We start from the raw sequence: 22,626 nt of genomic DNA on the forward strand, positions 1-22,626 counted from the left end.
GTCAGCCGGGTTTTCTGGTGGACTGACGGGCGTTGAGACGTGGGCCCGGCCGATCGGCCCGCCGGGGCCGCCCCCCGGCCCGCACGGCATCGGTCGCCGTATCGGTCATGGGGACCAGCCGGAGCGCAGGGCACGGGCGGTGACCAGGGCCTGCTCGACCTCCGCCGGGGCCGGCCAGGGAGCACCGCCGGGGCGGAGCAGCGCGGCCCGGATGGCCGCCAGGTGCTCGATCGCGTCCGGCGGCAGCCCGCTCCGCTCGGTCAGCCAGGCCGTGACGTCCGTGTGGTCGCGCAGTGGCCGGGTGACGAGATCCCAGGTGCCGAGGAGCTCGGTCAGGTCGCCGATCCTCAGCGGGGTGCCGCCCCGCCGGACCACGGCGGCCGCGGCCAGCTCGGCGCGGGCGACGAGCTCGGGCTCGGTGCTCCGATCCCAGAGCGGGGACGGTGGATCGGCGAGCCACCGCTCCGCCTCACGGGAGAACCCCGCGGCCGACAGCAGCGCGGCCAGCTCGACCGCGGCCCTGTGATGCCCGGCCTGTGCCGCCTGACGGAACCAGTGCTGCCCGCCCCGCAGGTCACTGTGCTCGGCGATGAGCAGCAGGCCGAAATTGAAAGCGGCCTCCGGATCGCCACCCGCCGCGGCCCGGCTGAACCAGTGGCTGGCCCCCCGCGCGTCGCTCATCTCCACGCACACGAACCCCGCGGTCCGCTGGTCGTCGATCCTGCCGGTGCAGGCGGCCCGCTCGAACCAGGCGCGGGCGGTGCGCAGGTCGCCGAGGGAGAGCGCGATCCCGCCGAGCTGGGACGCGGCTCCGGGGTGCTCGTTCCTGGCGGCCAGCCGGTAGAACGCCTCCGCCCCCTCCGGATCGCGGTTGGCCTGCAGGAAAAGGCCGAGGTGGTAGGCCGCGTCGGCGTGACCGCCCCGGGCGGCCAGCTCCCACCAGCGCAGCGTCTCGTCGTCCTCGCCGGAGGCGTAGGCGAGGAACCCCAGGTCGTGGGCCGAGGCCAGATCGCCGTCCATCGCGGCCCTGCGGTGCCACTCCCCGGCGGACTTCGTCTCGCCGGCGTCCTCGCAGAGCAGCGCGAGCCTCCTGGCCGCGGCACGGGAGCCCGCCCTGGCCGCCGTCTCGTACCACCGCCGGGCAGCCGGGGCGTCGCCGTGCTGGTCGAGCAGGAGCGTCGCCAGGTTCACCGCGGCCTCGACGTCGCCGGCGTCGGCCGCCAGCTCGTACCACCTCGCGGCCTCCGCGGGGGTGCCGTGCTTCTCGTGCCAGACGCCCAGGTTGTAGGCACTGTCGAGGTTGCCCGCGGCCGCCGCGCGCTCCCACCAGTGCCGCGCCGCCGAGCGGTCGCCCCGCTGCGCGAAGTGGCGGCCGAGCAGATGGGCGGCCTGCACGTCACCGCCGTGCGCGGAGAGCAGCAGCTCCGTCTCGCCGTCCGTGTCGTTCTCGTGCTCAGTGCTCCGGGGGGTGGGTATCAGCCCCGCGCTCGCCTCCGGGTCGTCAGGCCACCACCCCATGTCCCCTCCTTGCCGACGGCACGCAGCCGACAGATCACAGGGTGCCATGTAACCGCTCGATCGCGGAGGGTAATCCTGGAGTTCCGTCTCGCGTCCGGCTCAGACGAATTTCACGAACCCCACGTACATTCCCATCGAGCAGCTGTAACGCAGGGAACCCGCGTCCCGTGCGCCGAGCCGCACGGTGGCGGGGAGCGCCACGTCGCGGCCGTCGATGGTGAGCGTCCGGGTGCAGCCGGGATCGCCCCCCAGGTGGAAGACGAGTTCGGTGGGCACTCCCGCGCGGGCGGTCACCACGCCGGGACGGTAGCCGCCGCGGGTGGCCCAGATCTCGATCCGCTGCACGCCGCCGGTGCGCGTGGCAGTTCCCGCCGGGCCGTCCGGCGCCGGCGTGGGGTGGCCCGCAGCCATTGCCGGGCCGCCGGATCCGGGGAGCCAGCCTCCCAGGCGCAGCCCCGAGGAGACGGTCCACAGGCCCGCCGCCAGCGCGACGACCCCCGCCAGCGCCGCCAGCCTGGTGGCGGCGGCCCGCCGCAGGATGAGTCCGAGCAGTGCGAACGCCGGTGCCGTCCCGGCCACGAACCCCGCCATCACCGCGGCCCCGCCCGACGCCGACCCGCTGGACACCGCCACCATCTCGACGCTGAGCGTCACCCCGCACGGCAGCAGGACCGTCGCCGCGCCCAGCGCCACCGCCCTGGGCGCGGGAGCGGTGATCCGGGAGACGGCGCCGCGCCAGGAGGCGCGCCCGTCCGCGGCCCCGTCGGGTCCGTCGGGTCCATGGCCACCGTCCGGCTCGCCGCTTTCCGGCGGGTGTTCGCAGCCGTGCCCGTCCGGTCCGGGGCCGCGGTCCCGCTCGCGGCCGAACGTGCGGATTCCGAAGATCATGACCGCGATCCCGGCCACGACGAGCAGTGCGGCCCTGAGCTGGGGGCCCAGCTGTACGGCGGACCCCGCCAGCCCGAGCAGTGCCCCGGCCGCCACGTGGGAGCCGAAGCGCCCGGCCAGGAAGAGCGCGACGGCCGCCAGGTTCGACGGCTTCGCGGCGAGCCCGCCGGAGCAGGCCGATCGGCCGCCGGAGGAGAGTCCGGTGAGCAGGCCGCCCTGCACGGCCGCGCACGAGGTGGTGCCCGCCACCAGCCCCGCGGCGAGCCCTCCGGCGAACAGCGTGGCCGCCCCCGCGCTCAGCGGATGTCTCCGGTACCACTCCAGATCCCCACGGAGCAAACCTAATCCCGCCGGAGGTCAACCGACAGTGACATTTCCTTACCCAGCGCTTATATCGCCCTTACCGGGCGTCCCGTTTCCTGCCGCCGGGGACGCGACACCCGAGCCGATCCCTGCCGTCCGTCACACGGTGCCCTGGGCGTTCGCGAAGATCGACGTGTCGAGGGTGAAGTCGACCGGTTCCGGGATGTGCAGGTGCGAGCCCACCTCGACCCGGGTGGAGGTCCGGTACGCCCCCTCCTTGGGGTCGCTGAGGACCGTCACGGTGGCGGGGGTGGCCACGGGGTCGATGAGGAGCATCACCGGGACGCCACCGGAGGCGTAGATGTCGGGCCTGCGGTCGCGGTCGTCGATGACGCTTCCCGGCGACACGATCTCGGCCACCATGAGCAGGCCGGAGGAGAGCAGCTCACGGGCTCCCCAGCGCGGGCAGTCGACCTGGGCCAGCACGAAATCGGGAACGATAGGGTCGCGTGGTCCGTCGATGCAGACGTCTACGTTGCCGCTGAAGCCGTCCCACTGCTTCTCTTCGATGAGGGGAAGGAGGGCTCTGTACAGACGCATTGCGATCCGGGCATGTTCGGGGGTGCCCATCGGGCTCACTATCAGTCTCCCGTCGATGATCTCGGCCCGCAGCCCGGGGAGCTGCGGGAGTGCGTCGAAGAGCTCGCGCGCCGTACCTGGCAGGGGCTGGGACGAGGTCTCGGGGGAGGGGCGCAGGTGGGCATGGCTCCGTCGCGATGTCATGACCATGAAGATATGTCCCTTCGTGTTCTGGTGAACACGTTGAGTATCGCAAGTGGGTCGAGCGGGCGGGAGCCTTTACCGGGATCTGAGCCGTCAGACCCAGCCGGGGCGGACGAGGCCGGATTCGTAGGCGATGACGACGAGCTGGGCGCGGTCGCGGGCGTGGAGTTTCATCATGGTCCGGCTGACGTGGGTCTTGGCGGTGGCGGGGCTCATGAAGAGCTTGCCGGCGATCTCGTCGTTGGTCATCCCGGTGCCGACCAGGGCGAGGACCTCGCGCTCGCGGTCGGTGAGCAGGTCGAGATCGCGGCTGCGGTGCGGCTCCTTGGCGCGGCTGGCGTACTCGGCGATCAGGCGGCGGGTCACGCTGGGGGAGAGCAGCGCGTCGCCTCCGGCCACCACCCGGACGGCCTGGATGAGCTCGGCCGGTTCGGTGTCCTTGACCAGGAAGCCGCTGGCGCCGTTGCGGAGGGCCTCGAAGACGTACTCGTCGAGCTCGAAGGTGGTCAAGATGATGATCTTCGGCCCGGGAGGCATCTTCCTGGTGGCGGTCAGCCCGTCCATGCCGGGCATGCGGATGTCCATCAGGACCACGTCCGGCTCATGCTCGGCGGCCAGCCGCAGGGCCTGGGACCCGTCGCCGGCCTCGGCCACCACGGTCATCCCCGGCTGTGCGTCCAGCAGGGCCCGGAACCCCGCCCTGACGAGGGCCTGGTCGTCGGCGAGGACAATCTTGATCATTCGGACTCCTCCGGGATCGGCAGCCGGGCCTCGACGCGGAAGCCTCTTCCATGGTGTGCGGCGGTCAGCGTTCCCCCGAGGGCCGAGGCCCGTTCCCGCATGCCGGGGACGCCGTTGCCGCTGCCGAGATTCTCTCCGGGGGCGTTGCCGCCCGAGTCGGTGACCCGAAGGGTCAGTGCGCGGGGGCCGTAGTCGAGGGCGACCGTGACCGAGGCGCCCGGGGCGTGCCTGGTGACGTTGGTCAGGGCCTCCTGAACGATGCGGTAACCGGCCCGGTCGACCCCGGGAGGCAGCGGCCTGACCTCGCCGGTGACGTTCTTGACGACCCGCAGCCCGCTGCGCTCGATGAGTTCGTCGAGCCGGTCCAGCCCGGCGGTCGGGGAGCGGGGCGCGCCGTCGCGGAGCACGTTGAGCACCGAGCGCATCTCGGTCAGCACGTCCTTGGACGCCTGTTTGATCGTGGTGAGCGCGGTCCGTGCCTGCTCGGGGTGGTCCTCGATGAGGTGCAGCGCGGTGGAGGCCTGGACGTGGATGAGGGAGATGTTGTGCGCGAGCACGTCGTGCAACTCCTGCGCCATGGTCAGCCGCTCCTCGCTGGCCTGCCGCCGCACCTCCTCCCGCTCCACCCGTTCGTGCTCGGCCTGCCGCTCGTTCCTGGCCCGGGAGAACTCCGCCACCGCCAGTACCAGGCCCATCAGCGCGGCCATCGCGAGGTTGTGGAACCATCCCGGAGAGAGCGCCGGGGCGAACCAGGACGTGTAGACCACGAAGAACACGTAGGCCAGGCCCCACAGCGGCAGGGCCACCCGCCGGTGGCCGCCGACCACGGCGAGGTAGAACGCGATGATCGGACTGAGGAAGACCGGGCCGTAGGCGTAGCCGAGGGCGATGAAGAGCAGGGTCGAGCCCACCGCGACGGCCACGCTGAGCGCCGGGTGGCGGCGCCGGACGGCCAGGGCCAGCGGCCCGGCCAGCAGTAGCGCGTATCCCGGTGGATCGAGCGGGACGCGGAGCATGCCGGTGTCGTGGACCTGCAACCACTGCACGCTGCGGGTGCCCATGACCTGGAGAGCCCCCACTAACAGCGGGAGGAGGAGGTCGATCCACCGGGATTTGGCACGCACGCTCAGCACTTTACGTGCGCTTTCGCGGCGTTTGCGTCCCTTCAGTGATGTATGTGGCACTACACCCTTTGGGGGAGGGAAGGGGCTGACAAGGGTCACCGGCTGAGTCAAGCTGTCTGCGGGAGGTCATCATGATCAGTCGTCGCATCACCCCCCTGGCGGGGATCTTGGTGGGAAGTTCCTTACTGCTTGTCCAGCCCGCGCTGGCGTCTCCGCCCGCGCTGTCCCCATCCGTGCTGTCCCCATCCGTGCTGTCCCTCTCCGCGGTGTCTCCACCGGTGTCGCAGGTGGAGAAGAAACCCGTCGCCGAGGGGTCCGGTGGTGCGGTCTCGACCGTCGACCTCGACGCCAGCAAGGCCGCGCTGGGCGTGTTGCGCGAGGGCGGCAACGCCATGGACGCCGCGGTCGCCGCGGCCGCCACCCTGGGCGTGACCGAGCCCTACTCCGCGGGACTGGCCGGCGGAGGGTTCATCGTCTACTACGACGCGCGCCGCAAGAAGGTCCACACCATCGACGGCCGGGAGGCCGCGCCGAAGGCGATGGGCCCGGCCTCCCTGGAGGGCATCCCGTTCGACGACGCCGTGACCAGCGGACTTTCGGCGGGGGTGCCCGGCAGCGTGGCCCAGTGGGAGCTGGCGCTGCGCAGGTTCGGCACGCTCTCGCTGCGCCAGGCGCTGAAACCCGCGATCGACGTCGCCACCAAGGGGTTCAAGGTCGACCAGACCTTCTACGACCAGACCGCCGCCAACGCCGCCCGCTTCAAGGACTTCACCTCCACTGCCAAGCTCTACCTGCCGGGCGGCGCCCCGCCGCCGGTCGGCTCCACCTTCCGCAACCCCGAGCTGGCCGACACCTACCGCAGACTCGGCAGGCTGGGCGGGGAGTGGCTGTACGGCGGTGCACTCGGCGCCGAGGTCGTGGCCACGGTCAAGAAACCGCCGGTCACCCCCGGATCCACCCGTAACGTGCGGCCGGGGCTGATGGAACTGTCCGACCTGAAGGCGTACCGGGCGCTCGAACGGCCGCCCACGAAGGTGACGTACAAGGGCATGGACGTGTACGGCATGGCGCCGCCGTCCTCGGGAGGCTCGACGGTCGGCGAGGCGCTCAACATCCTTGAGGCCCTGCCCGAGGTCGGCGAGCACGAGTACCTGGAGGCGTCCAGGCTCGCCTTCGCCGACCGGGGCAAGTACGTCGGGGACATCCCCGGCGTCCCGCTGAAGGAACTGCTCTCCGACGGGTTCGCCAAGGAGCGCGCCTGCCTGATCGGCGAGCGGGCGATGCCGCACCCGGCCGCGCCCGGCGACCCCGACGGGATGTACGGGCCGTGCCAGGCGGCACCGTCCGCCGAGGCCGGCGAGACGGCCCCCGAGGTGGCGAAGGAGGGGCCGGAGACCACGCACCTGGTGGTCGTGGACCGGTGGGGCAACGTGGTCGCCTACAACATCACCATCGAGTCGACCGGCGGCAACGGCATCGTCGTCCCCGGCAGGGGCTTCCTGCTCAACAACGAGCTGACCGACTTCACCTTCGGCCCCGCCCCCGGCGACCCGAACCTGCCCGCGCCGGGCAAGCGCCCCCGCTCCTCGATGGCGCCGACGATCGTCCTGAACGATGACCGGCCGCTGCTCGCGCTGGGGTCCCCCGGCGGCTCGACGATCATCACCACGGTGCTGCAGATCCTGGTCAACCGCTGGGACTTCGGCATGTCGCTGCCCGAGGCGCTCGCCGCCCCCCGGGCCACGCAGCGCAACACCGCCCAGACCCAGGCCGAGCAGGCGTTCATCGATCGCTACGGCGCCGAGCTCACGCGCCAGGGGCACAGCCTCGTGCTGAACCCCGAGATCGGCGCGGCCACGGCCGTGGAGTTCCTGCGGCACGGGAGGCTCCAGGCGGTGGCGGAACCGACCCGGCGCGGCGGTGGCAGCGCGCTGGTGGTGAACGAGCGCGGGTAGCCGGTCGTGGACGCCCGGCGGCGCGGCCTCGGCCGCGCCGCCGGTGGTCCAGACGCCGGGTCGCTCAGCGGATCAGTTCGTAGGCCTCAGGCTTCGGCCTCCGGGTGCGTGCCCAGTACTCGAAGCTGAAACCGGGCCAGATGGTCCTGTTGACGCCGTGCTCGTCGAGATACCAGCTGTTGCAGCCGCCCTCGTTCCAGACTCGCCGGCTCAGTCGGCTCTGGAGGCGGTCGTTGTAGTCGCGCTGTGCCTCGGGGCGTACGTCGATGGCCCTGGCCTTCGTCCTCGACAGCAGGCGCAGGCAGTCGAGAACGTACCGGACCTGGGATTCGATCATGAAGACGACCGAGTTGTGGCCCAGGGCGGTGTTGGGGCCGAGCAGGAAGAACAGGTTCGGGAATCCGGCGGTGGTGATGCCGTAGTAGGCCTCCACGCCGTCCTGCCAGGCCTCCTGGATCTTCCTGCCGTTCCTGCCGATGATCCGCTGGTCCTTCAGGGTGTCGGTGACCTTGAAGCCGGTGCCGTAGATGATCACGTCGACCTCGATCTCCCTGCCGGTGGAGTCGATGATCGAGTTCTCCCGGATCTCGCGTATCCCGTCGGTGATCACCTCGACGTTGTCCCTGACCATCGCCGGGTAGTAGTCGTTGGACAGCAGCATGCGCTTGCAGCCGATCGTGTAGTTCGGGGTCAGCTTGGCACGCAGTACGGGGTCGGAGACCTTGCTGGTCAGGTGGTACAGGGCCGCCCGCTGGTGGGTCTTCATCAGGCGCGGGTCGACGGCGAAGCCCATGGCGAGACTCTCCATCGCCCAGTAGATCGAGGTGCGCAGCGTCCGTGCGGCTCCCGGCAGGGCGAGGAGCCGCTTCGCGCGTGTGGAGAAGACGAAGTCGGGCTTGGGCTGGATCCAGGGCGGCGTCCGCTGGAAGAGGTGGAGTTGAGAGACCCGCGGGGCGATCTGCGGTACGAACTGGACGGCCGATGCCCCGGTGCCGATGACCGCGACCCGCTTGCCGGTCAGGTCCGCCGAGTGGTCCCACTCGGCGGAGTGGAACGAGGGGCCCGCGAAGCTCTCGCGGCCGGGGATCGCGGGGAAGGACGGCACGTGCAGCGCGCCGCCGCCTGAGACCACCGCGTTGGTGGTGAAGGCCTCCCCGTTCTCGATGCTCACCCGCCAGTGACGGGCCGTGTCGTCGTACTCCAGCTCGCTGACCCTCGTGCCCAGACGGAGGTGCGGCTCCAGGTCGTACTTGGCGACGCAGGCCCGCAGGTAGTCCCAGATCTCGGCCTGGCCGGAGAACATCCGAGACCAGTTCGGGTTGAGCTCGTAGGAGAAGGAGTAGAGGTGTGAGGGGACGTCGCAGGTGCAGCCCGGGTAGGTGTTGTCCCTCCATGTGCCGCCCACCTCGTGGTCCTTCTCCAGGATCACGAAGTCGTGGTAACCGGCTTCCTTGAGTTTGATCGCCATGCCGAGTCCGGCGAAGCCGGAGCCAATGATCGTGATGCCGGGGCGCGTGCTCATGCGTCTCCTTGCTGGGTTTCCGGCGGCGCCGGTCCTTCCGCGGTGCCGGGTTCTCCGGCGGCGCGGTTCGCGAAGTCTGGACGGGACGGGTGAGGCGCGGACGCGTGCGGCACGACCGAGGGGAGCGTCCAGCTGTGGTTCACGCTATTGGACGCCTTGTTTATGATGGATGGCAGATCTTGTGGGGTCCATACTGGTTGAATATGACGCACCTCACATCGAGGTGATGGGCGTGTCTCTTACTCCAGGAACGCCAAAGGCGGCGGAACCGACCCGGCGCGGCGGTGGCAGCGCGCTGGTGGTGAGCGGGCGAAGGTAGCCGCTCGCGGCGGTATGCACGGACGTCCGGCGGCGCGGTCTCGGCCGCGCCGCCGGTTTCGGTGACCGAGCGGGCGATTGAGCGACCAAGCGGCCGATCCGCCACCGGCCGGTGGAGGGCGACCCCCTCAGCGGATCAGTTCGTAGGCCTCCGGCCTCAGCCTCCGGGTGCGTGCCCAGTACTCGAAGGTGAAGCCCGGCCAGATCGTCCTGTTGACGCCGTGCTCGTCGAGATACCAGCTCCGGCAGCCGCCCTCGTTCCAGACCAGGTGGTTCAGGCGCCCCTGAAGGCGGTCGTTGTAGTCGCGCTGTGCCTCGGGGCGTACGTCGATGGCCCTGGCCTTCGTCCTCGACAGCAGGCGCAGGCAGTCGAGAACGTACCGGACCTGGGATTCGATCATGAAGACGACCGAGTTGTGCCCCAGGCCGGTGTTGGGGCCGAGCAGGAAGAACAGATTCGGGAACCCGGCGGTGGTGATGCCGTAGTAGGCCTCCACGCCGTCCTGCCAGGCCTCCTGGATCTTCCTGCCGCTCCTGCCGATGATCCGCTGCTCGTCCAGCGCCTCGACGACCTTGAAGCCGGTGCCGTAGACGATCACGTCGACCTCGATCTCCCTGCCGGTGGAGTCGATGATCGAGTTCTCCCTGATCTCCCGCACCCCTTCGGTGATCAGCTCGACGTTCTCCCTGCCCAGTGCCGGGTAGTAGTCGTTGGAGATCAGGATGCGCTTGCAGCCGATCGTGTAGTCGGGGGTGAGCCTGGCGCGCAGCGCCGGGTCGGGGACCTGCTTGGCGAGGTGGCTCAGGGCCATCCTCCGGTGGACCTTCATCAGCCGCGGGTCGACGGTGAAGCCCAGCGCGCGGGTCTCCAGCACCCAGTAGATCGAGTTGCGCAGCGCCCTGGCGGCGCCGGGCAGGCCGAGGATCCGCTTCGCCCGGGAGGAGAAGGGGAAGTCGGGCTTGGGGTGGATCCAGGGAGGCGTGCGCTGGAAGAGGTGGAGGCGGGAGACCTTCCCGGCGATCTGGGGGACGAACTGGATGGCCGAGGCGCCGGTGCCGATGACCGCGACCCGCTTGCCGGTCAGGTCCACCGAGTGGTCCCACTCCGCCGAGTGGAAGGAGGGGCCCGCGAAGCTCTCGCGGCCGGGGATCGTGGGCAGCGAGGGCACGTGCAGCGCGCCGATGCCCGAGATCACGGCGTTGGTGGTGAACGGCTCCTCTCCGGCGACGCTCACCCGCCAGTCGTGGGTCGTGTCGTCGTACTCCAGCCCGACGACCTCCTTGCCGAACCGCAGGTGCTCCGCCAGGCCGTACTTGTCGACGCAGGCGCGCAGGTAGTCCCAGATCTCGGCCTGGGGCGCGAACATCCGCGACCAGCCGGGGTTGAGCTCGTACGAGAAGGAGTACATGTGCGAGGGGACGTCGCAGGCGCAGCCGGGGTAGGTGTTGTCCCGCCAGGTCCCGCCCAGGTCGCCGGCCTTCTCCAGGATGACGAAATCGTGGTATCCGGCTTCCTTGAGCTTGATCGCCATGCCCAGTCCGGCGAAGCCGGTGCCAATGATCGTGATCCCGGGATGCGTGCTCATGCGATCTCCTTGCTGACCTCTGCCGTCGGCGACCTCTCGGGCGGCACGGGCTCTCCGCCGGTTCCGGCTGCGGCGATGAGAGCGTTCCGTGCTCGTTGCTATTAGATTCCGTGTCTAATTTAATGAGCGGTGGTCGCGCCGTCCATACGCGTGGTGCGGTGAGCCTCCTCACACCGACCGGTCGGCACGTTCCTGTCGTCAGGGAACGCGAAAAGCGCCGAGGGCGGTGCCGTCGGCGCTCCGGACTGTTCGGTTGTTAGAGCAGCAGGTATGCGGCCACAACGACGATGACCAGCACCGCGACCACCACGGCCGCCGTGATCGGCAGGGCGAGCGACCGCTTCTCGGGGGCGGCCTCCGGGTCCTTGCGCTGGGCGAACGCGCGGAACGCCTGGGTGTTGCCCGCGGGGTCAATCTGCTGAGGATCAGACATGGGGATGACTTTAGCGATATCGAATGCCTCCCCAACACTGATTTGTCCACTTTCACGGGAGGCTCGTTCTCGCACCGGGCCGAGGCGGGTGCTGAAGACCGGACCGCCTACCGGGGCGGATAGCGTGGTGTCATGCTCCGCATCCTGTTCTCCGCCCGCGTGGTGGTGCTCCACCTGCTCGCGATCGGAGCCCTCGTCGTGTGCGGGCTGCTGGGCAGGTGGCAGCTCGGCGTCTTCGAGGAGTCCGGCGGGCCCCGGGCGTCGGTCGACCCCGCCCCCGTGGCGGTCGCCACCCTCACCGCACCCGGAGAGCACATGACGGCCGACGCGGTCAGCCGCAGGGTGACCGCGGAAGGCACCTACGACGCCTCGAAGCAGCTGCTGGTGGCCGAACGCGACGGGGGCCTGTGGCTGCTCACGGCGCTCGATCTCGGCGACGGAACCTTCGTTCCCGTCGTGCGTGGCTGGGTGGCCACGGCGCAGGATCCCGCCGTGGCGGCCGTGCCGGAGGGCAGGGTGACCGTCAGCGGGCGGCTGCAGCCCTCGGAGGCCACCGACAGCGTCCAGCGCCGGACCCGGCAGCTGCCGCAGGGGCAGGTGCTGACCGTGTCGTCGGCCGAACTGATCAACCTCTGGCGGGACACGAAGCTGCGTAACGGGTTCGTGGTGGCCGCCGAGCAGTCACCGGCTCCCGCGGTCGCGGCCAAGCCGGTGAACGTCCCCCCGCCGACCCAGTCCGGGGTGCTCACCTGGCGCAACCTCGCCTATGCCGCCCAGTGGTGGATCTTCGGGCTGTTCGCGGTCTTCATGTGGTGGCACTTCGTACGCGACGCGCTGCGCGGCCGCGCGCGGGAGGACACCCCCGACCCCGCTCCCGACGCCGCTCCGGAAACCCCCGCTCTGCCCGCTCGCACCGTCCCGTGAACCGAACCCCAAGACCGAGGTAACCGACCGTGGAATCCGCTCTCAAGCCCTTTCGCATCCTGGCGTACATCGTCGGTGTGATGCTGCTCGTCCTGGTCACCTGCATCGTGCTCAGGTACGGCTTCGGCATCGAGGAGCCCTCGAAGATCGTCTCCCCGATCCACGGCTTCCTCTACATGCTCTATCTCGTGGCCGCGATGAACCTGGGCATGAAGGCGCGCTGGACGTGGCCGTACATTCTCGGGGTGATGCTCGCCGGCACCGTGCCGCTGCTCTCGTTCGTGTTCGAGCGCAAGGTCACCCGCCGGGTGGAATCGGAGCTGGTGACCGCCACCGCCTGACCGGCGGCCCCTCACGGTCCCCCGCAGGCCCGGCTGTCGCGACCCCGGAACGTGGGCTCGCGAGGCCGGGCCTCGACGGGTGGGACGGTCTTCGCGTCAGCGGCCGAGACCGCGGCGTCGGGCGCGCTTGAGCCGCTCGCGCTGGGACGGGTCGAGCATCAGGTAGCCGACGACCGGGGCGGCGACGACGCCCAGGAGGATCAGCAGCGTCAGGAAACCTGGCAGGAACAGCCACGACAGGAACACCACTGCTCCGGCGCCGATCGCGTACTTCTGGATTGGCGACATCCTCAACATCCTCCGAACGCGGGGCGGACGCCCCGTCTATTTTCATTGTGCGTCGCCAGTCCAACGGTTGGACCTGCCGCGCGGTTCCAACCGAGATATATCGTGATTCCCGCTGCTCCGCCAGTGCCCTGAGCACCGCCACGCCTGCTCTGGGCGCCCCGGCACGTTCCGTGACCGTGGTCCTGCCGGGGATCGCGGCGGCCTGTCCAGATAGTGGTGGATTAGCGGTTTCGCCGGAGGCCGGAACGATCATGTTTACCGGGAACGACCACGCGACCATCTGGAGGACACGTTGTGGACGGCGCTGAGCGGGAGCCGGTGCGAGCCGAACTCGGTGCGATCGGGCAGGCGCTGGCGATCCTGGGAGACCGGTGGGTGCTGCTGATCCTGCAGCGGGCTTTCCTGCTGCGGATCCGGACCTTCGCGGGCTGGCGCGACGCACTGGGCATCTCCGAGTCGGTCCTCGCGGCCAGGCTCAGGGAACTGGTCGACCACGGCATCTTCGAGCTGTCGGCGTACCGCAACGGCCGCACCCGCTACGAGTACCGGCTGACGGAACGCGGGCTCCGGCTGTGGGCACTGCTGGTGGCCATCCAGGCGTGGGAGCGCGACTGGGTCTCCCCGGGGCGCTTTCCCCCGCTGCTGCACGAGCTGTGCGGTCAGGACGCCGAGCCCCGCCTCGGGTGCGGGGTCTGCCTGGAGCAGATGAGCGCCCGCGACACCAGGACCGAGCCGGGGCCGCAGGCCGCCTTCTCCCGGATCGGCCCGCCTCGGCGGCACCGCCGCACGGTCCGCTCCGGAACCCCGGCCGACCTGATCGGCTACTGCCCGGCGTCGATGGAGATCCTCGGCGACCGGTGGAGCACCAGCGTGCTGGCCGGGGCGTTCCTCGGCACCCGCCGCTTCGTCGACTTCCAGTCCGGCCTCGGCATCGCGCCCTCGGTGCTCACCGACCGGCTGCGCCGCTTCGTCGAGCTGGGCGTCTTCGAGCCCCGGTCCGACGGCTCCTACCGTCTCACCGACCGGGGGCTGGCCTTCTTCGAGGTCTTCGCCCTCCTGGTCGACTGGGCCCAGTGCGAGCTCCCCGCCTCCGAGGGTTCGGCCCTGTCCATCACCCACCTGCGCTGTGGCGCGGCCTTCCGGCCGGTACTGCTGTGCAGAGCCTGCGGCCGGCCACTCGAACGCTGCGAGGTCCGCTTCCTGCTGCCCGGCTGAGGTCCGGACCGGGGCTCAGCTCTCGCGGCTGAGCCTTTCGAGGATCCACCGGGTGGTCTTGAGTGCTCCCTCGCCGGTGGTGCCGTTGGCGTCTTCGGGGACGCCGCGCTGGTACTGGACGATGATCACGAGGTTGGCCGCGCGGAAGCCCACGGAGCTGTTGTAGGTCAGCTGGTTGGTGACCTCGTTGCGGTATGCCTCGGAACCGATCCCGGCCAGTGCCTCCACCGGTTTGACGTGGGTGAGGGGAGCTCCCACATCCGTCCTGGTCCGTTCGCGGGTCTCCTTGAGGAACCTCGCGTAGTTACGCCGGGCAGCCTCGTCGGAGGTGAAGCCGAAGGCGGAGATCCACAGGGTGTACCGCAGGTTCGGAGGCTGCCCGGAGTCATTGGTCTTCCATTCGCACTCTTTGCCCTTCTTTGTGGGAGTGGTGTCCAGTGCCAGGTCGTCCGCCTGCTTGGTGGAGATGAGCGCGCAGGGGTCGGGCGCGCGCGCGAAGGCGGTGGGCAGCGCGACCGGCGTGGACCCCGCAGTGGACCCCGCAGTGGACTCGGTGGCACGGGGCCAGAACCAGTAGGCGGCGCCCAGGAGGAGCACGGCGAGGGCGGCGGCAGCGGCGGCGAGGACAGGCGTCCTGCGGGGGCCGCTGCGGACACCGGGATCCCCGTGTCCGCCGTGGGCGGGCCGGGGGGCGACCCGCTCCAGGGTCAGCCGTACCGAGGTGGCGTCGGGCCGGTGGCCGGGCCCGGCGGCGAGCAGTTCCTCGACCAGCGGGGCCAGCGGGCCGGAAGCCGTCGAGCCGCTGCCGGGCTCGGCCAGCGGCGTACCGTCCGCCGTCAGCGGAGCCGGACGGGAACCGGTGTGCGGAGCCCGGCCCTCGACGGCGGTGAACAGGGTGGCGCCCAGGTCGCGCAGCTCGTCGGCGGACCCGAGGGCGGCGACGCCGGTCAGCACCACCCGCCCGTCGGGGGCGAGCAGCACGCTGTCGGGAGCGGCGGCCAGCTGGACGCCCAGCTCGCGGGCGGCGGCCAGTGCGTCCAGCACGCGGAGCCCGATCTCGGCCGCCCGCTCGGCGGGGAGCGGGCCGTCCGCCCGGACGGACTGGAGCAGCGAGCGCCCCTCGACCGACTCCATGATCAGCCACAGCCGGTCGGGACCCGAGATCACGTCGTGCAGGGCGGTGACGCCGGGGTGCCGCAGGCCCGCGGCCGCGCGGATCTGGTCGAGGAGGCGGTCGCGGGACGGTCCGGGCGGCGGCAGCGGCACCTCGGAGATCGTGACGTCGCGGCGGAGCAGTTCGTCGCGCGAGCGCCAGCTCGTGCCCGCGCGGTCGCGGCGCTCCAGCAGGCGGTAGCGCCCGGCCAGGAGACTGGGATCGGTCACGCGAACCCTCCTGTCGCGGCGCGTTTCTCAGTCACGGCTGTTCAGCTCCTCGGAGACCTGGCGCGCGATCTTCAGGGCATCCTGCCGCAGCGCGGTTCCGGCACGCTTTCCCATCTCCGACAGGTTGACCTCGACCAGCAGGTTGCTCACCCGGAACCGGATCACGGAGTGGATCCGGTTCAGGGCGACCACGTCGTAGGAGAACGCCTCCGCCCCGACCCGGCCGATGTTCCTGAGCGGGCCGGTGGAACCCAGGAGGCCGTTGCCCTGGTCGGCGACGACCGAGGTGCGTTCGGAGACGAAGAACGCGTGAGCGGTGTCAGGGCCGTTCTTGCCGGGGGTGGGGGCCTTGTGGCCGACCGCGATTCGCAACCTGCGGTCGGTACGGTTGTCGCCCAGGGGATCGTCCCAGCTGCAGTAGGGCTCACTGTTCTGGGTGGCCTTCATGGACAGCGGCGACGCGCTCGGCACCGCGACCTCGACCTGGGGTCCGGTCAGCAGCGTGCACGGGTCGGGGGCGGTGGCGAACCGCCCGGCGTTCGCCGCCCGCGACGGTGCCTCGGGGGTCTCCGGCCCGCCCATGGTCAGCAGCACCGTACCGGCCACCGCCGCCGCGACCACGGCCAGCGAGGCTCCGACGATCAGGCCGGTACGGCGCGGTCTGGCCGGTGCCGGAGCCGTGGCCTGGGGTGCCGCGGCCTGGGGCGGCGGAACCTGCGGTCCGGTCGCCGGGGAGAGCGGTCCCGCCGGCAGTCCCTGGGCGACCTGCCGCAGCGCGGCGCGCAGCCCCGACTCTCCCGGGCGCTGCCGGGGATCCTTGGCCAGCATGGCCAGGAGTACGGGAGCCAGCTCCCCGGCCCGGGAAGGAAAAGGGGTCTCCTGGGTGAGTACCGCACCGATGGTGGCGACCGGTGTGTCGCGCCGGAAGGGCCCCTGGCCCTCGACCGCCGCGTACAGGGTCGCGCCCAGGGACCACAGGTCGGCGGACGGGCCGTCGCCGGTGCCGCGCAGCCGCTCGGGGGCGATGTAGCCGGGGGAGCCGACCAGCGCGTCCGGTGAGGTGAGCTGGGCGTCGCCCTCCACCGCGGCGATGCCGAAGTCGGTCAGCAGCACCCCGCCGTCCTGGGCGAGCATGATGTTGGCCGGTTTGACGTCGCGGTGCATGATGCCCCGGCTGTGCGCGAGTGCCAGCGCGTCCAGCACGGCCAGGCCGATCACGGCCACCCGGTGCGGCGGCAGCGGCCCGTCGGCGCGGATCGCGTCGTCCAGCGAACGGCCCCTGACCAGGTCCATCACGATCCACGGGCGGCCGTCCTGGGCGATGACGTCGTGGACGGCCACGATGGACGGGTGCCCGAGCCTGGCGGCGGCGCGGGCCTCGCGCATGGTGCGCTCCCGCATCTCGTCACGGTGCTCCTGAGGCAGGTGCGGGGCGAGCGTGACCTCCTTGATCGCCACCTCGCGGTGGAGGAGCTCGTCACGGGCCCGCCACACCACGCCCATCCCGCCCGCGCCGAGCCGTGCGAGCGCCCGGTAGCGGCCCGCCAGCACGGGCAGCGGGCCGGCCGCCGGGTCAGCCATCGGTCTTCAGGGACTCGGTGAGCCAGCGCGCCGCCTGCAACGCGCCTTCGGCGATCTTGCCGTCCGGGTCCTCCCTGACGCCGCCCCGCTCGTACTCGACCTCGGCGATCAGGTTGCTGATCCGGAAGACCACCGTCGTCTTGTAGGAGCCGCCGTACAGGGTGATGGGGTTGTAGCCGCTGGAGGTGAACGCCTCCTCGCCGATCCCCCGCAGGTCCTTGGGCGGGAGCGGCTTGGGGGTGGCGAACTGGCCCTTGTCGAGGATGTCCTTCTTCTTGCCGGCCAGGTACTCCTTCGCCCTCGCGACCTCCGACCCGTTCTGCTTCTGGGCGATCAGCCGGACCCGCAGGTCGTACTTCTCCACGTTGGGCTTGCGCCAGTCGTGCCGGTTGAGCCAGTCGCACGCCGAGTGTTCGACCTCCGAGCTGTTGAAGCCCGGTACCAGCTGGTTCACCTGCCTGTCGTCGAGCAGGCCGCAGGCCCGGGGCGCCGCGGCGAAGCGCCCCTTGGCCCCGGAGGGTTCGGCGGAGATGTCGTCGTCTGCGTTGGCGAGCACCGAGGTGAGCAGGATGCCGATGCTGACCGCCATGCCGAAGAGCAGCACCCCGGTCAGCGCCACGACCGGCCGGGGCACGAGTATCCCCGTCGCCCGGGTGGAACGCTCGGTGGGCTCGTCCGCCGTCTCTCTCGCCGCGTCGGGGACGGAGGCCGGCTCGCGTGAGGTGGGGGCGTCCGGGGGGTTGGAGGGGGACGGCGGGGCACCGTGCTGGTAGGGCGTGCCGGGGTGGGGCGGGCCCTGGGGCAGGCCCTGCCAGGCGGCCGGTGTGTCCAGGGGAGGGAGCGGGCCCTGCCAGGTGGTCGGCGCGTTCGGAGAAGGGGGCGCGGCCTGCTGGGGGGCCGGGACGTCCTGGAGGGTGAGTCCGGCGGTGACGGCGGATATCTGCTCGGTCAGGTTCTTCCTCAAGGGCGCGGTCACCTCCGCCTCGGTGACCGGAACGGTCCCGCCCTCCTGCCCTGTGGAGGGTGCTCCGAGGCCGCCCGGCGGTTGGGGGGCCGGTACCCCGGCGGCCGGGAGGGTCGCCTGCCCGAAGGCCGCCGGTGCCCCTGGGGCGGCGGGGACGGAGACCGCGGGGCCCGCGGGGCCGGAGACCTGGGAGGGCGCACCCCCGGGGGGTGGTGAGGCGAGAGGTTCTGGACGGTGCTGGGAGACGTCGAGCAGGATCTTGCGCAGGGTGTCCGGGTCGGGCCGCTGGGTGGGGTCGCCCGCGAGCAGCCGGAACAGCACGGGCGCGATCGGGCCCGCGTTGTCCAGGGAGCCGCCCGGCGACGGCGGGCGGCCCTCGACGGCGGTGTAGAGGGTCGCGCCGAGCGACCACAGGTCGGCGGCGGGGCTGGTCACGCCCTCGGGAGAGGTGAAGAGCGAGGACGGCAGGGAAGGCGGGGCGAGGATGATCTGCTCGTACGGGCCGAGCAGCACCGAGCTCGGCCGTACATCCCCGTGCAGCATGCCCTGCCTGTGCATCACCACGAGCTGGTCCAGCACGGCCACGCCGACCACCGCGGCCCGCTGCGGGGGCATCGGCCCGAACCGGGTGATCACCTGCTCCAGCGAGCTCTGCTCAAGCATGGGCGGGACCCCGGCTCCGGCGATCCCCGGCCCCGGCACGGGAGCGGTGTGCCCGCCCGCGTGCCTGCCCTGCGATAGGGGGACGTCTGGATGGTTCATTCGCCCGCTTTCTGGTTGTTCAACGCGTTCGCGACCCACGTCGCGGCTGTGTGGGCGCCCGCCTGGATCGCCGGGCCGTCCTTGCTGCCGTCCACCACGGTGTAACCGACCTCCAGCACGAGGCTGTCCACGCGGATGATCACGTAGCTCTGCTCCAGCCTGCCTGTCATGCGGTTCTCGTAGACGTCGTAGCCGAACGACTCCTCCCCGACGGGGGCCACGGCCGTCGGCGCCGTGGAGCGGGCGGAGCGGACACCGGCCTGGATCTCCGGCCAGCTCCAGGCGCTCTCCCCGCTCGGTATGGCGCCCTGGCGCTGGTTCACGAACAGCTCGTGGGCCTGCCGGGGGCTCCTGCCCCACTGTTTGTTGGTACCGGGGAGACGCACTTCCAGTCCCATGCCCCTGGCCGCCCACTGGCAGCCCCCGTCGTTGGTGGGCTTGCCCTCGCCCGCCAGCGCGGGCAGCAGTTGCCTGGCCCTGGTACCGGGGATGAGCTCGCACACGTCCACGGGGGTGCTGAAGGCGCCGGGACTCTCGCTGAGCCTGACCACCCTCTCGGCGGACGTCGGGTCCGAGGTCAGCAGGAACGTCACCCCGAAGGTGACCCCGATGACCGCCGCGATCCCGGCCATCTCGGCGGCGGCCCATCGCATCGCACGCCCCCGGCCCGGCTCGGGTGGCCGTACCGGGGCGGGAACGGGGTCGGTGACGGCAGGGATGGCGTGGTCGGCGGGCGGCGGAGAGAGGTGCGGTGCGGCGGCTGGAATCCCGCCGACCCCGGCGGCTCCGGCGGGCGTATGGCCGGTGGCCAGCTCCGCCAGAGAGCGGGCGACGGCGTCGAACGACGGCCGGGCCTCGGGAGCCGGGTCGAGCATGAGCATCAGCAGCGGGCCCAGCCCGCCCGCGCGCTCCGGCGGCCTGGGCGGCTCGGTGAGCACCCGGCCGATCGCCGCGATGGGGGTCTCCGCCGGGTGCGGCGGTATCCCCTCGACGGCGAAGTAGAGCGTGGCGCCGAGGGACCACAGGTCGGAGGCGGGGCCGCCGCGCTCGCCGCGCAGCTGTTCCGGCGCGATGTAGTTGGGCGAGCCGATCAGGTGGCCGGTCCGGCCCGAGGTGACCTCGCCGTCGACGACGGCGATGCCGAAGTCGGTGAGGACCGCCTTGCCGGTCCTGGTGAGGAAGACGTTGCCCGGTTTCACGTCGCGGTGGACCACCCCGGCGGCGTGGGCGGCGCCGAGCGCGCTGAGGATGCCCACGCCGATCCTGGCCACCTGGTGCACCGGCAGCGGGCTCCGGTCGCGGACCGTCTGCTCCAGGGACGCGCCCGACAGCAGCTCCATGACGAGCCAGGGCCGTTCCCGGTCGATGACCACGTCGTGGACGGTCACGATCGAGGGATGCTTGAGCCGGGCGGCGAGGTTGGCCTCGCGAAGCGCCGAGGCGAGGACCTCCTGCCGCCTGGCGGGATCGAGGTCGGGCGGGAGCCGCACCTCCTTCACCGCCACGTCACGGCCGAGCATCTCGTCGGCGGCCAGCCAGACCGTGCCCGCCCCGCCCTCGGAGAGAGGGTTGAGCAGCCGATAGCGGTCCGCCAGCACTTGAGTGTCGATCCTGCTCACCCCGTTCGCTATCCCATCGCGGACAGCAACATAGTCACTTAGCGGCACATGAACCAATGAAAAGGGATTCCGTCTGCCGCATTGAGCCCTGGTTTCCGCTTACGCGGTGTCATGGGCATCCTCATAACGCGATGGAGCCGGGACCGGGCGCCCGCACATTTCGATCGAGCGAGCGTGCCGCCGACGGCCTGGAGCTGAGATCAGGCGCTCGTACGGGTGGGGGAGGTCATGTCTCCCGGTTCGACCGAGCCGCCGCTCGAATCATTGGAAATCAGACCATCTCTCGTGGGCGGTCCACAGGCGCTGCCAGAGTTTGGCGCGTTCGGCAGAGGTGACGTCGGACAGATGGAGGGCGAAGACGTCGGCCAGTATCTCGAAGTAGTCACGTTCGGTCTGCGCGGTCAGGGTGTGCTCGCGGTCGCCGACACGGGTGAGGACCAGGCCCCGCATCGCGTCGACACCGCTCGCGTCGCGCCGCTGGACCGTGGCCACCCGGACGAAGCCCGACTCGGGGGAGGTGGACAGGAACTCGTGCATCGCGGCGAACTCCGACATCTCGGCGGGTCCGATGCGGAAGTCCATGCCGAGGAAGCCGCCGCGCGGGTCGTGGTCGAACCGCCATCCGCCGGGCTCCACCTCGGAGGGGCGCAGGCCGTAGGTGAAGGGGCCCTGCCGGTAGGTGCCCTCGACGAGCGGGAGCGGGTCGTGGATCGCGTCGCCGAGGCCCTGGTCGACCAGCCACTCGCCTTTGGGGTTGTCCGGGCAGGACAGGCCGGAGACGGTGAGTACGAGATGACCGCCGTCTATGTTCGGCGACCCCTCGGCCTTGCCCTGCACCCCGCCCACGTGCCTCCTCACCCGGTAGCCGAGCGCCTCCAGCAGCAGGGAGAACGCCCCGTTGAGGTGGTAGCAGTAGCCGCCCCGGCCTCCGATGATCCGCGCGGCCGACTCCGCGGGGTCGACGGTCGTCGGTCGGCCCAGCCAGATCTCCAGGCATTCGTACGGCACTCGCTGCACGTGTGCCCGGTGCAGCAGGTGCAGTGACTCCACGCTCGGGGGTCCGTCGACCCTGACGCCGATCCTGCGGAGGTACGCGGTGACATCGATCACTCCGTCACGGTAACGCCGGAACGGTCGCGGACCTAGCGATGCCGGGGCGTGGCGCGTCCGGTGAGGGCAGGCACGGCGTACGGCCCGGGTACCGACACGGCCGGCGCCGGGGGTAGGCCGTATGGCGCCGGTCACCCGGTCGCCGGCTCCGCCGGGACGGTGCCCGTTTATCCGGTTGAGGATGGGACGGGCACATCGGTAGCCTGGCCGTCCCTTCGAGCGTGAGGAGGTGAGGAGCACATGTTCGCCACCCTGGTCACGCGCTCCCGCCTCGGGCGACAGGCCGCCTGAGACCCGGGAAGCGCACCCGCTTTCTGGAGCTCTCCTTGTCCGATCTGCTTTTCCGTCCGCTCGACGCGGACGAGTTCGACCTGTTCCACCGTTACGGCGCGCTGCCCGCCTCCGGCGTGGGCGCCCGCAACCTGCCCTTCGACAAGCTCGACTACCGGTCCGGATGGGTCTGGGTCGCGCTGCGCGGCGACGAGGTCGTCGCCAGGGCCGGATTCTGGGGGCCTCCAGGCTCCGAGCATCCCTTCAGCCTCGACTGGTTCGACCCCGGGTTCGGGCCCGACCGGGTCGAGGTGGGCGCCGCCCTGCTGCGGGCCGCGTACGCGGCGCTGGTCACGCCCGGGTACGCCACGCCGTCCGGCACCCGGCCCGACTACCACCTGTTCCTGCCCGCCGACTGGCGTGAGCGTCCCGACGCGCTCGCCGACGCCTCCGACCGGATCGCCGCCGCCGAGCGGGCCGGGTTGCGGCAGTCCGTCGAGCGGCTCAACCTGCGCTGGTCTCCCGAGTACGGCCTGCCGCCCAGGCCCGCCCGGCTCACCTTCGCCCCGGTGGACGACGACGAGGTGATGCTGGACCTGCTGGCACGCGTCACCGAGGGCAGTCTCGATGACTGGGACCGGCGCCACCTCGCGGAGCAGGGCGCGCGGGCGACGGCCGAGCAGACCGTGACCGACGTCGCGGACATGCCGGGCGGGCGTGGCCGGTGGCGGCTCGCCCGTGACGCGTCGGGGGAACTCGTCGGCGTCGTGATGCCCACCCGCAACTCCAGGAGCGCCACGATCGGCTATCTCGGGGTGGACCCGGCCCACCGCGGCCATGGCTACGCCGACGACCTGGCCATCGAGGCGTTGCACATCTTCAGCGCCGAGGGTGAGCCCGAGGTGAACGACAACACCGATGTGGGCAACAAGCCGATGGCCGCCTCGTTCGCCCGGATCGGCTACCGGATCACCGGCCGCCGCCTGATCCTCGCCTGA

General features: G+C 71.3%; 19 protein-coding genes. 5 read left to right on the plus strand and 14 right to left on the minus strand.

Annotated elements, in window-relative coordinates; translation table 11 throughout:
* Positions 1-105: 105 nt before the first annotated feature.
* The 5 genes from ACWD3H_RS31960 to ACWD3H_RS31980 all read right to left on the minus strand — a co-directional run bounded on the left by ACWD3H_RS31960 (position 106) and on the right by ACWD3H_RS31980 (position 5,357).
* Entirely contained in the window at positions 106-1,518 is a 1,413-nt protein-coding gene (locus tag ACWD3H_RS31960; RefSeq protein WP_355618598.1) for a tetratricopeptide repeat protein, read from the minus strand.
* A gap of 99 nt (positions 1,519-1,617) precedes the next feature.
* Entirely contained in the window at positions 1,618-2,745 is a 1,128-nt protein-coding gene (locus tag ACWD3H_RS31965; protein ID WP_451957632.1) for an urease accessory protein UreH domain-containing protein, read from the minus strand.
* 123 nt (positions 2,746-2,868) lie between these two features.
* The gene (locus ACWD3H_RS31970) at positions 2,869-3,492 is read right to left on the minus strand and encodes a Uma2 family endonuclease (protein WP_451957633.1); all 624 of its coding nucleotides are present in this window, start codon (positions 3,490-3,492) and stop codon (positions 2,869-2,871) included.
* A gap of 93 nt (positions 3,493-3,585) precedes the next feature.
* Complete coding sequence (locus tag ACWD3H_RS31975) at positions 3,586-4,233, minus strand: response regulator transcription factor (RefSeq protein ID WP_451957634.1); 648 nt, start codon at positions 4,231-4,233, stop codon at positions 3,586-3,588.
* Positions 4,230-5,357 carry a sensor histidine kinase gene (locus ACWD3H_RS31980; protein WP_451957635.1) on the minus strand — a complete coding sequence of 376 codons (1,128 nt, stop codon included), beginning with the start codon at positions 5,355-5,357 and terminating at the stop codon, positions 4,230-4,232. Before ACWD3H_RS31980 ends, ACWD3H_RS31975 begins: the two co-directional genes overlap by 4 nt.
* 131 nt (positions 5,358-5,488) lie before the next feature.
* Here ACWD3H_RS31980 and ACWD3H_RS31985 point away from each other — a divergent pair, with 131 nt between their 5' ends.
* Positions 5,489-7,312, plus strand: coding sequence for a gamma-glutamyltransferase family protein (locus tag ACWD3H_RS31985; protein WP_451957636.1), 1,824 nt, complete (start codon positions 5,489-5,491; stop codon positions 7,310-7,312).
* A 64-nt stretch (positions 7,313-7,376) separates the two neighbouring features.
* On the opposite strand, the gene ACWD3H_RS31990 is transcribed toward ACWD3H_RS31985, so the two are convergent.
* The 3 genes from ACWD3H_RS31990 to ACWD3H_RS32000 form a co-directional block, all read right to left on the minus strand.
* Entirely contained in the window at positions 7,377-8,834 is a 1,458-nt protein-coding gene (locus tag ACWD3H_RS31990) for a flavin-containing monooxygenase (protein WP_451957637.1), read from the minus strand.
* A gap of 446 nt (positions 8,835-9,280) precedes the next feature.
* Positions 9,281-10,738 carry a flavin-containing monooxygenase gene (locus ACWD3H_RS31995; protein WP_451957638.1) on the minus strand — a complete coding sequence of 486 codons (1,458 nt, stop codon included), beginning with the start codon at positions 10,736-10,738 and terminating at the stop codon, positions 9,281-9,283.
* Positions 10,739-10,994: 256 nt separating this feature from the next.
* A complete protein-coding gene (locus ACWD3H_RS32000; protein WP_169750083.1) occupies positions 10,995-11,171 on the minus strand; it encodes a hypothetical protein in 177 nt (58 codons plus the stop codon).
* Positions 11,172-11,303: 132 nt separating this feature from the next.
* On the opposite strand from ACWD3H_RS32000, the gene ACWD3H_RS32005 reads away from it, so the two are divergent.
* Positions 11,304-12,095, plus strand: a complete 792-nt coding sequence (locus tag ACWD3H_RS32005) for an SURF1 family protein (protein WP_350962342.1) — start codon at positions 11,304-11,306, stop codon at positions 12,093-12,095.
* Between the two features lie 29 nt (positions 12,096-12,124).
* Complete coding sequence (locus ACWD3H_RS32010) at positions 12,125-12,436, plus strand: DUF3817 domain-containing protein (protein ID WP_350928141.1); 312 nt, start codon at positions 12,125-12,127, stop codon at positions 12,434-12,436.
* A gap of 96 nt (positions 12,437-12,532) precedes the next feature.
* Here ACWD3H_RS32010 and ACWD3H_RS32015 read toward each other — a convergent pair whose 3' ends face one another.
* Positions 12,533-12,724 carry a hypothetical protein gene (locus ACWD3H_RS32015; RefSeq protein WP_326636344.1) on the minus strand — a complete coding sequence of 64 codons (192 nt, stop codon included), beginning with the start codon at positions 12,722-12,724 and terminating at the stop codon, positions 12,533-12,535.
* A gap of 294 nt (positions 12,725-13,018) precedes the next feature.
* On the opposite strand from ACWD3H_RS32015, the gene ACWD3H_RS32020 reads away from it, so the two are divergent.
* Entirely contained in the window at positions 13,019-13,939 is a 921-nt protein-coding gene (locus ACWD3H_RS32020; protein WP_451957639.1) for a winged helix-turn-helix transcriptional regulator, read from the plus strand.
* Between the two features lie 15 nt (positions 13,940-13,954).
* On the opposite strand, the gene ACWD3H_RS32025 is transcribed toward ACWD3H_RS32020, so the two are convergent.
* From ACWD3H_RS32025 to ACWD3H_RS32045, 5 genes are all read right to left on the minus strand, one after another.
* Positions 13,955-15,322 carry a hypothetical protein gene (locus ACWD3H_RS32025; RefSeq protein ID WP_451957640.1) on the minus strand — a complete coding sequence of 456 codons (1,368 nt, stop codon included), beginning with the start codon at positions 15,320-15,322 and terminating at the stop codon, positions 13,955-13,957.
* Between the two features lie 27 nt (positions 15,323-15,349).
* The gene (locus ACWD3H_RS32030) at positions 15,350-16,903 is read right to left on the minus strand and encodes a serine/threonine-protein kinase (protein ID WP_451957641.1); all 1,554 of its coding nucleotides are present in this window, start codon (positions 16,901-16,903) and stop codon (positions 15,350-15,352) included.
* Positions 16,896-18,629: a hypothetical protein gene (locus tag ACWD3H_RS32035; RefSeq protein WP_451957642.1), complete on the minus strand. Its 1,734-nt coding sequence runs from the start codon at positions 18,627-18,629 to the stop codon at positions 16,896-16,898. The genes ACWD3H_RS32030 and ACWD3H_RS32035 overlap by 8 nt, the downstream gene beginning before the upstream one ends.
* Positions 18,626-20,248, minus strand: coding sequence for a protein kinase domain-containing protein (locus ACWD3H_RS32040; RefSeq protein ID WP_451957643.1), 1,623 nt, complete (start codon positions 20,246-20,248; stop codon positions 18,626-18,628). The genes ACWD3H_RS32035 and ACWD3H_RS32040 overlap by 4 nt, the downstream gene beginning before the upstream one ends.
* A 261-nt stretch (positions 20,249-20,509) precedes the next feature.
* A complete protein-coding gene (locus tag ACWD3H_RS32045; RefSeq protein ID WP_355552697.1) occupies positions 20,510-21,358 on the minus strand; it encodes an arylamine N-acetyltransferase family protein in 849 nt (282 codons plus the stop codon).
* 326 nt (positions 21,359-21,684) lie between these two features.
* On the opposite strand from ACWD3H_RS32045, the gene ACWD3H_RS32050 reads away from it, so the two are divergent.
* Positions 21,685-22,626, plus strand: a complete 942-nt coding sequence (locus tag ACWD3H_RS32050) for a GNAT family N-acetyltransferase (protein WP_451957644.1) — start codon at positions 21,685-21,687, stop codon at positions 22,624-22,626.

The sequence above is a fragment of the Streptosporangium sp. NPDC002607 genome (assembly GCF_053592655.1).

What these genes read in the sequence shown, in the direction of transcription:
- ACWD3H_RS31960 (WP_355618598.1), bottom strand. Translation starts at nt 1,518, where the DNA reads ATGGGGTGGTGGCCTGACGACCCGGAGGCGAGCGCGGGGCTGATACCC.
- ACWD3H_RS31970 (WP_451957633.1), bottom strand. Translation starts at nt 3,492, where the DNA reads ATGACATCGCGACGGAGCCATGCCCACCTGCGCCCCTCCCCCGAGACC.
- ACWD3H_RS31975 (WP_451957634.1), bottom strand. Translation starts at nt 4,233, where the DNA reads ATGATCAAGATTGTCCTCGCCGACGACCAGGCCCTCGTCAGGGCGGGG.
- ACWD3H_RS31985 (WP_451957636.1), top strand. Translation starts at nt 5,489, where the DNA reads ATGATCAGTCGTCGCATCACCCCCCTGGCGGGGATCTTGGTGGGAAGT.
- ACWD3H_RS31990 (WP_451957637.1), bottom strand. Translation starts at nt 8,834, where the DNA reads ATGAGCACGCGCCCCGGCATCACGATCATTGGCTCCGGCTTCGCCGGA.
- ACWD3H_RS31995 (WP_451957638.1), bottom strand. Translation starts at nt 10,738, where the DNA reads ATGAGCACGCATCCCGGGATCACGATCATTGGCACCGGCTTCGCCGGA.
- ACWD3H_RS32000 (WP_169750083.1), bottom strand. Translation starts at nt 11,171, where the DNA reads ATGTCTGATCCTCAGCAGATTGACCCCGCGGGCAACACCCAGGCGTTC.
- ACWD3H_RS32005 (WP_350962342.1), top strand. Translation starts at nt 11,304, where the DNA reads ATGCTCCGCATCCTGTTCTCCGCCCGCGTGGTGGTGCTCCACCTGCTC.
- ACWD3H_RS32015 (WP_326636344.1), bottom strand. Translation starts at nt 12,724, where the DNA reads ATGTCGCCAATCCAGAAGTACGCGATCGGCGCCGGAGCAGTGGTGTTC.
- ACWD3H_RS32030 (WP_451957641.1), bottom strand. Translation starts at nt 16,903, where the DNA reads ATGGCTGACCCGGCGGCCGGCCCGCTGCCCGTGCTGGCGGGCCGCTAC.
- ACWD3H_RS32035 (WP_451957642.1), bottom strand. Translation starts at nt 18,629, where the DNA reads ATGAACCATCCAGACGTCCCCCTATCGCAGGGCAGGCACGCGGGCGGG.